This is a genomic window from Promicromonospora xylanilytica, from assembly GCF_054782895.1.
The window spans coordinates 162,883-177,003 of sequence record NZ_BAAGRP010000002.1; the positions used below are offsets into that span (position 1 = coordinate 162,883).

Here is a 14,121-nt window from a genome sequence, read left to right on the forward strand (position 1 = left end):
GACACGCCGCAGACGCGCCGGTCGAAGGGTGAGACTCTGCTTTCTCAGACCGCCCGGCGCTTCAGCTTGCGCCGCTCACGCTCCGAGAGACCTCCCCAGATCCCGAATCGCTCGTCGTTCTCCAGCGCGTAGTCCAGGCACTCGGCCCTGACCTCACAGCCGGAGCAGACCTTCTTGGCCTCGCGTGTGGACCCGCCCTTCTCCGGGAAGAAGGCCTCCGGGTCGGTCTGCGCGCACAGGGCGCGCTCCTGCCAGCCGAGCAACGACTCGTCCGGCTCCGTCAGCTCGTACAGCTCGCCGAAGAGCGGCAGGACCGGCGCCACCGGCACCGCCGCGTTCTCCGCGTCAGTCGGGAACTTCACGTCCGATTCCAGAATGTTCCACATGACGTGCCCCTCCATGCCGTGTCCGTGCTCCGGGGCCTTGCCGGCCGACCCGTCCCGATCAATCGTTGCTGGCCAGACCTGCAGTTTCCAGGCCCCGTTGCGTATGCGCTACGAAAACTGCATACATGGAATTACACGCGTGTCGCCTGGAGTCGTCAAGCGGAAATGTGCTATCGCCCACGGATTCCACGGGTAATTCACGAGTCCTTCCGCAGGTCGTGGCGCACGTCTCACCCGTGACCCCGGCTTTTCCCTGTTCTCAGGTACCGGCGAGTCGCCACGCCGAGGGGCTCTGGTAGTGGCGGAGATGCTGGGAGATCACGGTGTGAACGCCGCGCGGCCCCTGGGCGGGGGCTCCGGCCAGGTAGTGGTGACTGGTGCGGCCGACGCTGGTGATTGGGCGACGGACACTGGCGGTGCTCGGGGAGCGGTGCTCGGGGAGCGGTGCTCGGGGGCGGCGAACGGCAAGTTGGACGTCGACTGTTCCTGCCTGCCGGTTCGAACCGCAATACAGACGCCGATCAAGCCCCGTACCGGGGCCGAACCGCAACTTGATGGCGACCTCTGACGCCGAATCGATGTGAACACGTCACCGAGCGGTCGCATGGACACGGAAGTTGCGGCTCGGCGCCTCGTCCACGCGCAACTTGCGGCTCGGCGGCACCACCCACACCACCCACACCACCCACACCACCCAATCTCCCGCACGGAACCAGATCCAGCTCCTCTGGTCGCCGGACGGGCACCGGGACCTCATAGGCTGGCGGCATGCAGATCGCGCCCCGCAGCGGCGGCCCCGTGCCCGACATCGCCTCGCTCCTCTCCCGCCTCGCGGCGGACGGCGGGCGCCCCCGCCTCACCTGGTACGGCGACGACGGCGAGCGCGTCGAGCTCTCCGGCGCTGTGCTCGCCAACTGGGCGAGCAAGACGGTCAACCTGCTCGTGGAGGAGTTCGACGCCGCGCCGGGCACCCGTGTCGTCGTCGACCTGCCCGTGCACTGGCGCACCGTGGTGTGGGCGCTGGCGGCCTGGCGCACCGGCGCGACGGTCGCCCTGCCCGACGCCGCCGGGGCCGCCCCGGACGTGGTCGTCACGGACGGCCCCGACCGCTGGGCCGACGCGGGTGCGGACCTCGTCGCCGTCTCCCTGCCCGCGCTCGCCCGCAGGTACGACGGCGACCTGCCCGCCGGCGCCATCGACGCGGCCTCCGCGGTGATGACGTACGGCGACGCCATCGGCTGGGTGCCAGAGGTGGAACCCCAACAGGACGCCCTGGTGACCGCGGCGGGGACCGTCGCGCACAAGGGCCTGGTCCCGGAGCCCGGGGCCGGCGCCCGCGTGCTGGTGGACGGGCGCGGCGCGGTCGCGGACGTGCTGCTGGAGCTGCTCGGTGTCTGGGCGGGCGGCGGCTCCGTGGTCCTGACATCGCCGGCCACCGCGGCGGAGCTGGAGCTGGACGACGCGCGGCTGACCCGGCTGCTGAGCACCGAGCAGGCCCAGCGGTGACATGCACGAGCGCCGGCCGGCTCCGGCCGGGCGCCCGGTAGGCCGAGCGCCGGTAAGCCGAGCGCCGGTGGGCCGGGCCGGGGCGCCGCCCGAAAGAACCGGAATCCCGGTCATCCGCACATCGAAATGCCCGGTCGCCCGTTGTTTTGCACGGGGCGGCACACCGTCTTCGGGCTTCTCCACGAACCCTCTACGGTCCGACCTCGGGCGGTGCGCCGCCGTACAACCCCCAGCCCCTAGGATCGGTGGCCGTGACGTTCCCTGACTTCAGCGCCCCAGGTGCGACGAATCCCGCCAAGGGGCCGTCCCATGCCCGGACGCTGAACGGGCAGGGTGGCGGCGCCTCCCGGACGGTCGGGATGGTGGTCGTCGCGGCGCTGTCGCTCGCGATCGCCGGCGGCGCGGCAGCCGTGACCCAGCTGACCGGGAACATCGAGACGGCGGAGATGGCCGTCCTCGGCCCGGACCGCCCGAAGGAAGTGCTGCCCGAGGACCCGAACGCGGGCACCCCGCTCAACATCGTGATCATGGGCAGCGACTCGCGCGGCGGCGACAACGCGGACCTGGCGGGCGGCGGCGAGATGGGCGCCCGCTCCGACACCACCGTCGTCATGCACATCTCGGGCGACCGGTCGCGGGTCGAGATGATCTCCATCCCCCGGGACTCCACGGTGGACCTCCCGAGCTGCACGACGCAGGACGGCACCACCACCCCTGAGCTGTACGGCACCAAGTTCAACGCCGCGTTCTCCCAGGGTGTGCAGTACGGCGGTGACGTCGCGTCGGGCGCGCTGTGCACCGTGACCGCGATCGAGAAGCTGACCGGCGTGTTCATGAACGGCTTCGTGGTCGTCGACTTCGCCGGGTTCTCGTCGATGATCGACGCGGTGGGCGGCATCGACGTGTGCGTCGAGGAGGCGATCTACTCCGAGAAGGCGAACCACCTGGAGCTCGCCCCCGGCACGCACAGGCTGCAGGGGGTCAAGGCGCTGGACTACGCCAGGGCCAGGACGGGCGACGGCCTCGGCGACGGGACCGACCTCGGCCGCATCGGCAGGCAGCAGGAGGTCATGGCCTCGCTCGCCCGCAAGGTGCTGAGCCAGGACGTGCTGACCAACCCCACCAAGACCCTCGGCTTCCTCGACGCGGTGACCGGCTCGCTCACCATGAACAAGGAGCTCGCCAGCATCGACGGACTCGCCGGGTTGGCTTACTCGATGCGTGACGTGCGGCCTGACACGATCACGTTCATGACCGTCCCCAACGAGTACGACCCGGTCATGACGGCGAACGTCCTCTGGACCGACGAGGCCGTGCAGCTGTGGGACAACATCAAGCACGACAGGCCCGCAGGGTTCGACCCGGATGCTCCGTCGGCCGACCCCTCGGCGTCCGCGTCGCCCTCCGCTCCGACGGATGGTGCGAGCACGGATGCCGGTGCGGATGCCGGGACCGATGGCGGGACGGAGACTGGCAGCGAGACCGGTACCGACACCAGTGGCGCCACCGAGCCCACGCCGGAGTCGACCGATATCAAGCAGGCCGGTGAAGAAGCCTTCACCGGCGCCGACACCACCAAGGTCTGCGGCTAGCCATGTCAGATCCCAGAACGTCGAACCGTTCGGCCCAGGGCGCCGACGACGACGTGACGCGCGTCCGGATACCCCCCAGCTTCACGCCGCAGGGCGTGAGCGGGCGGCCGGGCGCGGACGACGCCATCCCGGTCGGTGACACGGGCGAGCGTCCCCGTGTCGTGCCGGGCGTGGCGGGCAAGGAGCAGGGCGGGCTCGCGAACGCGGAGACCCCCGGCGTCGGGATTCCCGGCGTCGGCGGTGCTCACCGCATCGGACGGCCGGAAGGCTCGGACGGGGCCCGCAGCGAACCACGCATCCGTAGACAGTCTTCTCGGGAGGTACCGGTGTCCGGCCAGCGCAACAATCCCCCGCCCGTCCCACCACGTAGGTCGGGGCTTCCTGTGCGGGGTGAGTCCGGCGGGCAGGCGCCACGGTCCATCCCGCCGCGCTCGGCGCCGGCGGCCGGCGGACAGCCGCCGCAGGCCATCCCCCCGGGCCGCCCGGTCCGGGCGAGCGCGGGCCCCGTGCGCCCGACGCCGGTGCGCAGCGCACCCCGCCCGCCGGCCGGTGGCGGACGGGGCGGCGGCAACCCGCCGAGCGCCCTGGCCTCCGGGGGACGGGGCGGTGGCAACATCCGCATCCGCAAGGGCCGCGTCTTCGGCGTGGTCATGGTGCTGGTCCTGCTCGCCGTCCTCGCGTGGCCGATCGGTCTCATGATCTGGGCCAACGGCAAGATCCAGCACGTCGAGGCGCTGTCCGACGCGTCGGGCACGCCGGGCACGACCTACCTGCTCGCGGGCTCGGACGCCCGCGGCAGCGGCGGCATCGACGACTCGACGAGCGGCGCGCGCACCGACACGATCATGCTGCTGCACAAGCCCCGGTCGGGTCCGGTGGCCCTCATCTCGCTCCCGCGTGACACCTACGCGGAGATCCCCGGCGTGGGCGGCGACAAGATCAACGCCGCGTACTCGTACGGCGGCGCGCCGCTCCTGGTGCAGACGGTGGAGCAGCTCAGCGGGCTGACCGTCGACCACTACGCGGAGGTCGGGTTCGGCGGCATCGAGGGCGTGGTGGACGCCGTCGGCGGCGTGCGACTGTGCCTCGACTACGACGTGCACGACGTGAAGTCGAAGCTCGACTGGAAGGCCGGCTGCCACGTGACGGACGGCAAGACGGCCATCGCGTTCTCGCGCATGCGCTACGCGGACCCGACGGGCGACATCGGCCGTACGGAGCGGCAGCAGCAGCTCATCGCCGCCGTCGGCAAGAAGGTCGCGGACCCGGGCGTCCTGCTCAACCCGGCCACCCAGGTGGGCCTCGTCGACGCCGGCCTGGGGACCGTCGTGACCGACACCGACTCAGGCATCATCGACCTCGCCTCGCTCGGGCTCGCGTTCCGCTCCGCGAACGGAGACGACGGCGTGACCGGCACCCCGCCGATCGAGACGATCGGCTACCGCACCCCCTCGGGCGCCTCGGCGGTGCTGCTGGACGAGAACCAGGTGGGCGAGTTCTGGGCCAAGATCCGGGACGGCGAGTACCCGGCCGGCGAAAAGGTAGGCGGCATGCCGGGCTCCTGACCCCACCCCGCCGAGGTAGTCATCTGGCGAGGTAGTCACTCAGCGCAAGCCGAGTGACTACCTCGCCAGGCGACTACCTCGCCAGATGACTACCTCGGCGAATTTGTCAGAGCTGGGCGCGGAGCTTCTCGCCCTTGGCGTGCGCGACCGCGCTCAGCTCCGTCTGGAACGCCTCCATGCGCTCCCGCAGAGCCGCGGCCTCGTCGCCGGTCCCCGAGGCCAGGATCCGCGCGGCGAGCAGGCCCGCGTTGCGCGCCCCGCCGATCGACACCGTTGCGACGGGCACCCCGGCCGGCATCTGCACGATCGACAGCAGCGAGTCCATGCCGTCCAGATACTTCAGCGGCACCGGCACCCCGATCACGGGCAGCGGCGTCACCGAAGCCAGCATCCCGGGCAGGTGCGCCGCGCCGCCCGCGCCCGCGATGATCACCCGCAGGCCGCGACCGGCGGCCTGCCGCCCGTAGTCGATCATCTCGGTGGGCATGCGGTGCGCCGAGACGACGTCGACCTCGACCGGCACCTCGAACTCGCCCAGCGCCTCGGCGGCCGCCTGCATGACGGGCCAGTCGGAGTCCGACCCCATCACGATGCCGACCTGCGGGTTGCCGCTCATGCGTTCGCCTCTTCCTCGGTGGTGATCTCGACGGGCGCGACCCGCGACGCGGGCACGACCGTCGCCGGCGCCTCGCCCCTCAGCAGGGCCGCCGCCGCGACCGCCCGGCCGCGCACCTCGTCCAGGTCGGTGCCGCTCACGTTCACGTGCCCCAGCTTGCGGCCGGGTCGGACGTCCTTGCCGTACAGGTTGACGCGCGCCTCGGGGAACGCCGCGAGCACGTCGGGCAGGGCGCCGGTGAGCTCGTCCAGCGTGGAGCCCAGCACGTTCGCCATGACGGTCCAGGGCGCCGTCGGCTCGGTGGCGCCGAGCGGCAGGTCCAGCACGGCACGCAGGTGCTGCTCGAACTGGCTGGTCACGGCGCCGTCGATGGTCCAGTGCCCACTGTTGTGCGGACGCATCGCGAGCTCGTTGACCAGGACCGTCGGCACGCCGTCCGGCCCGGTCACCTCGAACATCTCGACGGCGAGCACGCCGGTCACGTCGAGCCCTTCCGCCACCGTGGTCGCGATCTCGCGGGCTCGCGCGTCCAGCTCGGCGGTCAGGCCGGGCGCGGGTGCGATCACCTCGGAGCACACCCCGTCCCGCTGCACCGACTCCACGACGGGCCAGGCCCGCACCTCGCCCGACGGACGGCGTGCCACCAGCGCGGCCAGCTCGCGCACGAAGGGCACCTTCTCCTCGACGAGCAGCTGCGGGCCGCCGTCCGCGACGCCGGCGAACCAGTCGTCGACGTCGTCAGGGGACGAGACCACGCGGACGCCCTTGCCGTCGTAGCCGCCGCGGGAGGTCTTCACCACGGCCTCGCCGTCCGCCTCGTTCAGGAAGACCGCCAGGGCGGCCCGCCCGTCCTCCGGGGACGACGCCGGGAGCGGCGCCCAGCGCGGGCACGGCACCCCGAGCTCGGTGAGCCTGCGCCGCATCACGATCTTGTCCTGCGCCTGCACCAGCGCGTGGGGGCCTGGCCGCACGGGCGTCCCGTGCTCGATGAGGTCCGTGAGCAGGACGTTCGGCACGTGCTCGTGCTCGAACGTCAGCACGGCCGCCGCCGGGCCGGACGCGGGGGCGATCAGCGAGCGGATCGCCGCCTCGTCCTGAGCCTCGCCGACCGGCGTATCCGTCACCACCTGGGCCGCGGACGACGCCGGGTCCTCCACCAGGACGCGCAGCCGGATGCCCAGCTCGCCGGCGGCGGGCGCCATCATGCGGGCCAGCTGGCCGCCACCGACCACCGCGACGACGGGCGGTCCCGTCGGGGAGGAGGCGGTGCCGGACGGTTCGCCGGTGGACAGCGGTCGTTCAGCCGGGGCGGGATCGAGTGTTGCGCTCACGTCGGTGAAGCCTACCGGCGGCCGCGACTCTTCTTCTGGCCGAAGCTGGAGATCTTGGACCCCACGGGCAGCACCTGGTGCGGGTCGAGCGTCTTGGGCACGCCCGAGAGGAACACGGAGAACACCGGCGGCGTGCGCTGGGTGAGCTGCAGGTTTCCGCCGTCGGCCGCCACGAGGTCCTTGGCCAGGGCGAGCCCGAGGCCCGTCCCCGCGCCCGACGTGACGCCGCGCTCGAAGATCTTGCCCTGCATGTCCTCGGGCACGCCGGAGCCCTCGTCCGTGACCTCGATGGCCATGGCGCCCCGCTGTCCCTCGCGGATCCGCAGGGTGGTGGTGCCGTCGCCGTGCTTGAGCGAGTTCTCCAGCAGCGTGGAGAGCACCTGGGCGAGCGCGCCCGGCGTCGCCAGGACGCGGGCACCGCCCGAGTCCTCGACGTTCAGGTGCCGGTCCGCGCGCTCGAACGACTCACGCCACTCCTCCTCCTGCTGGAGAAAGACGACGGCGACGTCGACCGACTCGGTGGTGCCGCCCTGGGCACGCCGCGAGCGGGAGAGCAGGTCGTCGACCACGCCGACCAGCCGCTCCACCTGCTCGAGCGAGATCCGGGCCTCCTCCTGCACGTCCGGCTCGCTGGAGGTGAGAGTGATCTCCTCCAGGCGCATCGTCAGTGCGGTCAGCGGCGTGCGGAGCTGGTGCGAGGCGTCCGACGTGAACTGTCTCTCCACGGCGAGCCGCGCCGCCAGCCGGTCGGAGCTGCGGGCCAGCTCCGCCGCGACCAGGTCGATCTCCTCCACGCCGGACGGATCCAGCCGTGGACGTACCTGTCCCGCGCCGAGCTGTTCGGCCGACGCGGCCAGGTACACGAAGGGTTGCGCCAGCCGGTTCGCCTGCCAGGCCGCCGTGACGGCACCGGCGGCGAACGCGCCGACGCTGCCGAACACGACGAGCACCACGACGTTGATCGCCTTGATGTACGCGGGCCAGGCCGACACGGAGACCACGACGCCCATGACCGGCTGCGTGTCCGAGATGAGTCCCCGGTCGATCGTCGCGCCGGTCACGGGCTCGCCCGAGACCAGCTGCACGCCGTTGGGCTGATTCACCGTCACGTAGGCGACGATGTCCGTCTCCTGCGGCTGCACCGCCCGGTCGACGACCGACTGGTCGACGAACCCGGCCTCGGCGGCCGAGCGGTTGCGCTCGTAGGAGTTGACGGCAGCAGCCAGCAGGTCCTGGGCCCGGGTCTCGACTCGCTGCGCTTCCTGGCCGTAGACGTACCGGGCACCGAAGATCGCGAGCGGGATGCCCAGGAGCAGGACGGCGACCGCAACCGCGGCGATCGTCGCCTGCAGCACGCGGGCGCGCATCTGGCTAGCTCGCCCCGATCTCGAAGCGGAAACCGAGACCGCGCACGGTGGAGACGTAGCGCGGCGCGTTGGCGTCGTCGCCGAGCTTGCGGCGCAGCCAGGACACGTGCATGTCCAGCGTCTTGGTCGAGCCGACCGGGTCCGAGCCCCAGACGTCGCGCATCAGCGTGTCCCGGACGACCACGGAGCCGGCGTTCTGCACGAGGACGCGCAGCAGGTCGAACTCCTTGGTGGTCAGGTGCAGCTCGCGGTCACCCTGGAAGGCGCGGTGCGCGGAGACGTCGACGCGGACGTCCTGCGCGTGCAGCTCCTCCTCCTCGCCGGTCTCGCCGTGCGAGCGACGCAGCAGCGCCCGCACCCGTGCGAGCAGCTCGGCCAGACGGAAGGGCTTGGTGACGTAGTCGTCGGCGCCGGCGTCGAGACCCACGACGAGGTCCACCTCGTCGGCACGGGCGGTGAGCACCAGCACGGGCACGGTGAGGCCATTGGCCCTGATCTCGCGCGCGACATCGAGCCCGTCCATGTCCGGAAGGCCCAGGTCCAGAACTACGATGTCCGCACCGGTCGAGCTCTCGATCGCACCTTTGCCGGTTCCTTGCACGACGACGTCGTATCCCTCACGGGAGAGCGCTCGTGCCAACGGCTCGGCAATGGCCGGGTCGTCCTCGGCTAGGAGTACGTGAGTCATTTCGCCATCGTAGGGCATAACCGACGCTCTGGCGCTACCCGGGCACCCCACCCGACAACCACCTCACCGAATCCTTTCGGTGGAGGGTGCCATGGCGCAAGTGCTACCACGGTATGACGCGCCGGCGCAACGGTTAGACCTACTCTGACCTGCATGGGTTGGTACGAGCGGTGGTCGCGGTGGTCCGAGCATCACCGGTTCCTTGTCGACCTCGCTTCGACACTGGTGGCGGCTCTGTTCGCGATCCCCGGAGCCCTGTCCGTCTACGCCACGCGGTTCGACGCCACCTGGATAGTCCTCGCCTCCGTCCTGGTGCTCGCGCCGCTCCCCTGGTGCCGGACCCGCCCGTTCGCCTCCGCCACGGCGGTGTTCGCCGCCTGCATGGTCCAGCTGTGGGTCTTCGACCTGCCGGTCATCGCCGCCGACTTCGGCGTGCTCGTCTCCATGTACTGCGTCACCGTCTACGGCACCCGGCGGGCCTATCTCGCGGCCTGTGGCATGACGGTGCTCGGAGCGTTGTCCCTCGGCTACAACCTCTCCCAGTCCTTCTCCTGGCAGAGCCTGACCGTTATCCTCCCGACGCTGGCGACCATGGGCTGCGCCTTCGCGTTCGGCCTGGTCCGCCGGTCCCGTCGCCTGATGATGGACGCCCTGCGCGACCGCGCGGAACGCCTCGAGATCGAGCGCGACCAGCAGGCCCAGATCGCGACCGCCGCGGAACGGTCCCGCATCGCGCGGGAGATGCACGACATCGTGGCCCACTCGCTGTCGGTGGTCATCGCCCAGGCCGACGGCGGACGGTACGCCGCCGCCGCGGACCCGGCGGCCGCCCAGCGCTCCCTCGGGACCATCGCGGAGACGGGCCGTGCGGCACTGGCCGACATGCGTCGCCTGCTCGGGGTGCTGCGGGAGGACCAGCCCAGCACTCCGACCCCGCTCGGTCTGGTCGCTCCCGACGGCGCCCCGCCCCGGCTCGTCCGGCCGCCGTCCGCCGCTGGCACCCACGACGGGCAGACAGGCACCGTGGAAGGCCCGGGAGCCGCCGCTCGGGGCGCCGGCGGACCGGGAGCCGCCGGCCCGGCGACAGCCCCGCCGTCGGGCAGCGCGGCCCCCCTACGGCCGCAGCCCGACGCGGCCGACATCGGCGGGCTCGTCGACCAGGCCCGCGACGACGGGCTCACGGTCTCGTGGGCACGGGTGGGCGCAGAGCGCCGCCTGCCGCCCGGTGTCGGGCTCACGCTGTTCCGCGTCTGCCAGGAGGCCCTCACGAACGTGCGCAAGCACGCGGGCCCCCGGCCCAAGGTCACCGTCCTGCTGCGCTGGGGCGAGGAGGAGGTCGAGCTGCGGGTGGATGACGACGGCCGTGGCCTGGCCGCCGACGACTCCGCCACCCCCGACGTGCCGGCACCGACCGCCGGGTACGGTCTGCTCGGGATGCGCGAGCGCGCGGAGATGTTCGGCGGGAAGCTCGCGGCCGGGCCCCGCAGGGGCGGCGGGTTCTCGGTGCGCTTCGTGGTGCCGATCCCCCGCGCGCTCGAGGACCGCACGAGCGACCAGCCCGACACGGACCGCACGAGTGCCGCGGACCAGGCCACGGACGGCACGACCGACCGCACGACGGACGACACCCCCGACCAGAACCACGAACAGGGAGCCCGATGACCCACAGCCCCGACGCCCCCGACCGACCGGTGCGCGTCGCGCTCGTCGACGACCAGCCCCTGGTCCGGGCCGGTCTGCGCATGGTGATCAACTCCCAGCCCGACCTGCTCGTCGTGGCCGAGGCCGACGACGGCCGGGACGCCCTGCGCCGGCTGGCCACGACGGCCACCGACGTGGTGCTGATGGACGTGCGCATGCCCGCGATGGACGGGCTGACCGCCACCCGCGCGCTCCTCGCCAACGGCGCCGCCGCGGCGGCGGGCGACCCCCGCGTCGTCGTGCTCACCACGTTCGACCTGGACGAGTACGTGCTCGACGCGATCCGGGCGGGCGCCAGCGGGTTCCTGCTCAAGGACGCCCAGCCGGAGGAGCTGCTCACGGCGATCCGCACGGTGCACCAGGGGGACGCGGTGATCGCGCCGTCGTCCACGCGCCGGCTCATGGAGCGTCTGGTCACGACCCTGCCGCCCGAGCAGGCGGCGGGCCCGCACGAGGCGCTCGCCGCGCTGACCGGCCGCGAGCGCGAGGTGCTCGTGCTCATGGCGCGCGGACGGTCCAACACCGAGATCGCGTCGGACCTGTTCGTGGCCGAGGCGACGGTCAAGACGCACGTGGGACGCATCCTGTCGAAGCTCGACGCCAGGGACCGCGTACAGGCGGTGGTGACGGCCTACGAGACGGGTCTGGTCCGCCCCAACAGCTGACGTCTGGCTCCTCCCGACGCTAGGCCGCCGCGAGCGCCGCCACAGGACGGGTGCGGGCCGCTGCCTGCGCCGGGACCACCGAGGCGACCAGCCCCGCACCGAGAGCGACGGCGAGGACCACCGTGATCTCGGTCCACGGCACCACGAGCGGCACGCTGCCGAGCGCGGACAGCGCGGTGGTGGCGCCGGCCCAGCCGTACACGAGGCCGAGCGCGACGCCGAGCACCGCGCCCACCCCGGCGATGACCGTGCCCTCGACGGCGAGCGTGGCCCGGAGCTGGCCCTTCGAGAGCCCGATCGCGCGCAGCACGGCGTTCTCCTTGGCACGGTCCATGACAGACAGGGACAGGGTGTTGGCCACGCCGATCAGCGCGATCAGCACCGCGACGGCGAGCAGCCCGACCACGATCGCGAGGATGGCGTCGACGATCCGCTGGTACGCGGCCCGCTCGACGACGATTCCGGTGACCGCGACGGTCGCGCCGGTCGTGGAGACCGCGTCCTGCACGGTGCTGACGATCTCAGCCGCGTCCTGGCCGTCGTCGGTCCTCGCCCAGACCTCGCCCGCCGCGGCCCCACGGTCGAAGGCCGCGAGGTCCTGCGGCGTCAGGTAGGCCCGGTCGGCATCGGACCCGCTGTGCGCGACGTGGAGCGTCACGTCGCCGTCCGGTCCGGTGAGCTCGAGGGTGCCGAGGCCCTCCAGCCCGTACAGCGCGGCCGCGCGCTGCGGCACCACGATGGTGCCGGGCCGCAGCAGCTCGGCGTCGACGGGGGTGTTGGCGACGGCGCGCAGAGCCGCCGGGCTGACCACGGCGACCTGCACGGGCCTGCCCTCGTCCGCCCGTCCGGCGGACACGTTCGTCACCGTGGTCAGTGCCGTCAGCCCGTCGACGCCGGCGAGGGCGTCGAGCACGGTGGCGGGAACGGCGCTCGCTCCGTTCTCGTCGTACGTCGTGCTCTTGACCTGGAGGTCGACGGGGAAGCGCGCGTCCAGCTCGTCGTCCATGGCGAGGCGCGCGCTGGCGGCGCCTGTCGTCATCATGGAGACCAGGGTGACGCCGACGAGCAGGGCGGTGGACGTCGCGGCGGTGCGCCGGGGGTTGCGCAGCGTGTTGGCCGACGCGAGGCGCGCGGTGGGTCCGCCGACGCCGACGAGCCGGCCGAAGCCGGCGGCGACGCGCGGCAACCAGAACACCGACCCCGCGATGACGCCGACCAGGGACACGGAGCCGCCGAGCACCGCGGCGAACAGCCCCGCGTCGATGGTGCCGGAGCGCCCGAGGGTCACGCCCCCGGCCATGACCACCAGTCCGCCTACGGTCGCGAGCGCCGCGAACAACGCCTGGGCGCGGCTCGTGGCGTGCCGGCCGGGTGTGGCGGCGGGTCGCAGCGCGGCGAGCGGGGCTACGCGCGAGGCGGCCCGCGCCGGGGCGAGCGCGGCGGCGAGGGTCACGAGCAGGCCGACGGCGATCGGGACGAGGAGCGCGGGCGCGTCCGGTGTGATCGTCCGGGGCAGCGTCACCCCGATGTCGAAGCCCGGCGCGATCAGGAGGCCTGCCTGGACGAGCAGCGAGCCGACGACGACGCCCGCCGCCGAGGCGACCGCGCCGAGGAGCGCCGCCTCGAGCAGGACGCTGCGGTAGACCTGCCCGGTGCTCGCGCCGACGCAGCGCAGGAGCGCGAGGGTGTGCGACCGCTGTGCGACGAGGACCTGGAACGTGTTCGCGATGACGAGGCCTGCCACCACCAGGGAGACAGCCGCCAGGGCGAGGGCGAACACGAGGTAGACGATGTTCTGGCCGTCCGAGATCCCCGCGACGACGTCCTCCGCGTACTCCTCGGGTGTGGTGACCCCCGTGGCGGTCGGCACGGCCGCGGCGAGGGCTTTCTCGGCCGCCCCGACCGCGTCGTCGTCGCCCGGCCGGTCCAGGGCGACGACGAGGGTCCGCATGCCGGGTGGCTCACTGCCGCCCGCGTCGTCGGTGAGCCGCTCGCGCAACGCCCGGGGGCCGATGACGGCGACTCCGCCGCCCGCCGCGTAGGTGCCGAGCGGGTCGGCGACGAGGCCAGACACCGTCAGCTCCTCGGCGACCTCCTTGCCGCCGTAGCACTCCGCGCCGTTCTCGTCCATGGCCTGCTGGCTGCCCCGCAGGCAGCGGGTCGAGGCGATGGTGTCGCCGACGCCGACGCCGAAGAGGCCGGCGAGCTCGACGGGCAGCACGATGCGGTCGCGACCGTCCGCCCACTCGCCGTCGGCCAGGACCAGCGGCGAGAGCCGCTCGTCGGAGGGGGTCGCGACGACCGACTGGTAGACGGTCCTGCCACCGTGGCTCAGCTCCGCGTACGTCCCACGGAACCCGTCGGCCGCCGCGACCCCTTCGACGTCGCGCACGGCGTTCGTGTCCGCGGGGACCATCGTGCCGTCCCGGTCGAAGACCACGAGGTCCGCGTCGGCGTACTGCGCGGCCACCTGGGCGTAGGTCGTGCTGGTGATGATGGTGCCCGCCTGCAGCGTCGCGGCCACGAACGCCGTGCTGATGACGATGGCGAGGCCCGCCGCCGCCAGCCGGCCGATGCTGCGACGCATCTGGCCGACGGCGACGCGGGTGGTGGGGTCGGCGGTCAGCACGCGGAGGCCTGCCGGCTCCGTGGGACGTGCACGATGGTGGTCACGTTCGTCTCCCTCGAGTCCTTGCGGCTGCCG

Annotated in this window: 11 protein-coding genes; 5 read left to right on the forward strand and 6 right to left on the reverse strand. The window is 72.7% G+C overall.

What is annotated here, in order from left to right:
- Positions 1-44: 44 nt before the first annotated feature.
- Complete coding sequence (locus ACYVK7_RS02480) at positions 45-386, reverse strand: WhiB family transcriptional regulator (RefSeq protein ID WP_460886093.1); 342 nt, start codon at positions 384-386, stop codon at positions 45-47.
- Positions 387-1,154: 768 nt separating this feature from the next.
- Here ACYVK7_RS02480 and ACYVK7_RS02485 point away from each other — a divergent pair.
- The 3 genes from ACYVK7_RS02485 (at position 1,155) to ACYVK7_RS02495 (ending at position 5,049) form a co-directional block, all read left to right on the forward strand.
- The gene (locus ACYVK7_RS02485) at positions 1,155-1,892 is read left to right on the forward strand and encodes a TIGR03089 family protein (protein ID WP_460886094.1); all 738 of its coding nucleotides are present in this window, start codon (positions 1,155-1,157) and stop codon (positions 1,890-1,892) included.
- Between the two features lie 251 nt (positions 1,893-2,143).
- Entirely contained in the window at positions 2,144-3,484 is a 1,341-nt protein-coding gene (locus ACYVK7_RS02490; RefSeq protein ID WP_460886095.1) for an LCP family protein, read from the forward strand.
- 2 nt (positions 3,485-3,486) lie between these two features.
- The gene (locus tag ACYVK7_RS02495; RefSeq protein WP_460886096.1) at positions 3,487-5,049 is read left to right on the forward strand and encodes an LCP family protein; all 1,563 of its coding nucleotides are present in this window, start codon (positions 3,487-3,489) and stop codon (positions 5,047-5,049) included.
- Between the two features lie 106 nt (positions 5,050-5,155).
- Here ACYVK7_RS02495 and purE read toward each other — a convergent pair whose 3' ends face one another.
- The 4 genes from purE to ACYVK7_RS02515 all read right to left on the reverse strand — a co-directional run bounded on the left by purE (position 5,156) and on the right by ACYVK7_RS02515 (position 9,051).
- Positions 5,156-5,665, reverse strand: coding sequence for a 5-(carboxyamino)imidazole ribonucleotide mutase (gene purE / locus ACYVK7_RS02500; protein ID WP_460886097.1), 510 nt, complete (start codon positions 5,663-5,665; stop codon positions 5,156-5,158).
- Positions 5,662-6,870, reverse strand: a complete 1,209-nt coding sequence (locus ACYVK7_RS02505; protein WP_460886306.1) for a 5-(carboxyamino)imidazole ribonucleotide synthase — start codon at positions 6,868-6,870, stop codon at positions 5,662-5,664. Before ACYVK7_RS02505 ends, purE begins: the two co-directional genes overlap by 4 nt.
- Positions 6,871-7,007: 137 nt before the next feature.
- Positions 7,008-8,363 (reverse strand): sensor histidine kinase, encoded by a 1,356-nt coding sequence (locus tag ACYVK7_RS02510; protein WP_460886098.1) that lies wholly within the window; start codon positions 8,361-8,363, stop codon positions 7,008-7,010.
- A 4-nt stretch (positions 8,364-8,367) separates the two neighbouring features.
- On the reverse strand, positions 8,368-9,051 hold the full coding sequence (locus ACYVK7_RS02515; RefSeq protein ID WP_026366105.1) for a response regulator transcription factor: 684 nt from the start codon (positions 9,049-9,051) through the stop codon (positions 8,368-8,370).
- A 153-nt stretch (positions 9,052-9,204) separates the two neighbouring features.
- On the opposite strand from ACYVK7_RS02515, the gene ACYVK7_RS02520 reads away from it, so the two are divergent.
- Together ACYVK7_RS02520 and ACYVK7_RS02525 are read left to right on the forward strand one after the other, a co-directional pair.
- The gene (locus ACYVK7_RS02520; protein WP_460886099.1) at positions 9,205-10,713 is read left to right on the forward strand and encodes a sensor histidine kinase; all 1,509 of its coding nucleotides are present in this window, start codon (positions 9,205-9,207) and stop codon (positions 10,711-10,713) included.
- A complete protein-coding gene (locus ACYVK7_RS02525) occupies positions 10,710-11,417 on the forward strand; it encodes a response regulator (protein ID WP_460886100.1) in 708 nt (235 codons plus the stop codon). Before ACYVK7_RS02520 ends, ACYVK7_RS02525 begins: the two co-directional genes overlap by 4 nt.
- A 19-nt stretch (positions 11,418-11,436) precedes the next feature.
- Here the strand turns inward: ACYVK7_RS02525 and ACYVK7_RS02530 are convergent, their stop codons facing one another.
- Complete coding sequence (locus ACYVK7_RS02530; RefSeq protein ID WP_460886101.1) at positions 11,437-14,046, reverse strand: FtsX-like permease family protein; 2,610 nt, start codon at positions 14,044-14,046, stop codon at positions 11,437-11,439.
- Positions 14,047-14,121: the final 75 nt, after the last annotated feature.

What these genes read in the sequence shown, in the direction of transcription:
- ACYVK7_RS02505 (WP_460886306.1), bottom strand. Translation starts at nt 6,870, where the DNA reads ATGATGGCGCCCGCCGCCGGCGAGCTGGGCATCCGGCTGCGCGTCCTG.
- ACYVK7_RS02510 (WP_460886098.1), bottom strand. Translation starts at nt 8,363, where the DNA reads ATGCGCGCCCGCGTGCTGCAGGCGACGATCGCCGCGGTTGCGGTCGCC.
- ACYVK7_RS02525 (WP_460886100.1), top strand. Translation starts at nt 10,710, where the DNA reads ATGACCCACAGCCCCGACGCCCCCGACCGACCGGTGCGCGTCGCGCTC.
- ACYVK7_RS02485 (WP_460886094.1), top strand. Translation starts at nt 1,155, where the DNA reads ATGCAGATCGCGCCCCGCAGCGGCGGCCCCGTGCCCGACATCGCCTCG.
- ACYVK7_RS02515 (WP_026366105.1), bottom strand. Translation starts at nt 9,051, where the DNA reads ATGACTCACGTACTCCTAGCCGAGGACGACCCGGCCATTGCCGAGCCG.
- purE (WP_460886097.1), bottom strand. Translation starts at nt 5,665, where the DNA reads ATGAGCGGCAACCCGCAGGTCGGCATCGTGATGGGGTCGGACTCCGAC.
- ACYVK7_RS02520 (WP_460886099.1), top strand. Translation starts at nt 9,205, where the DNA reads ATGGGTTGGTACGAGCGGTGGTCGCGGTGGTCCGAGCATCACCGGTTC.
- ACYVK7_RS02495 (WP_460886096.1), top strand. Translation starts at nt 3,487, where the DNA reads ATGTCAGATCCCAGAACGTCGAACCGTTCGGCCCAGGGCGCCGACGAC.
- ACYVK7_RS02480 (WP_460886093.1), bottom strand. Translation starts at nt 386, where the DNA reads ATGTGGAACATTCTGGAATCGGACGTGAAGTTCCCGACTGACGCGGAG.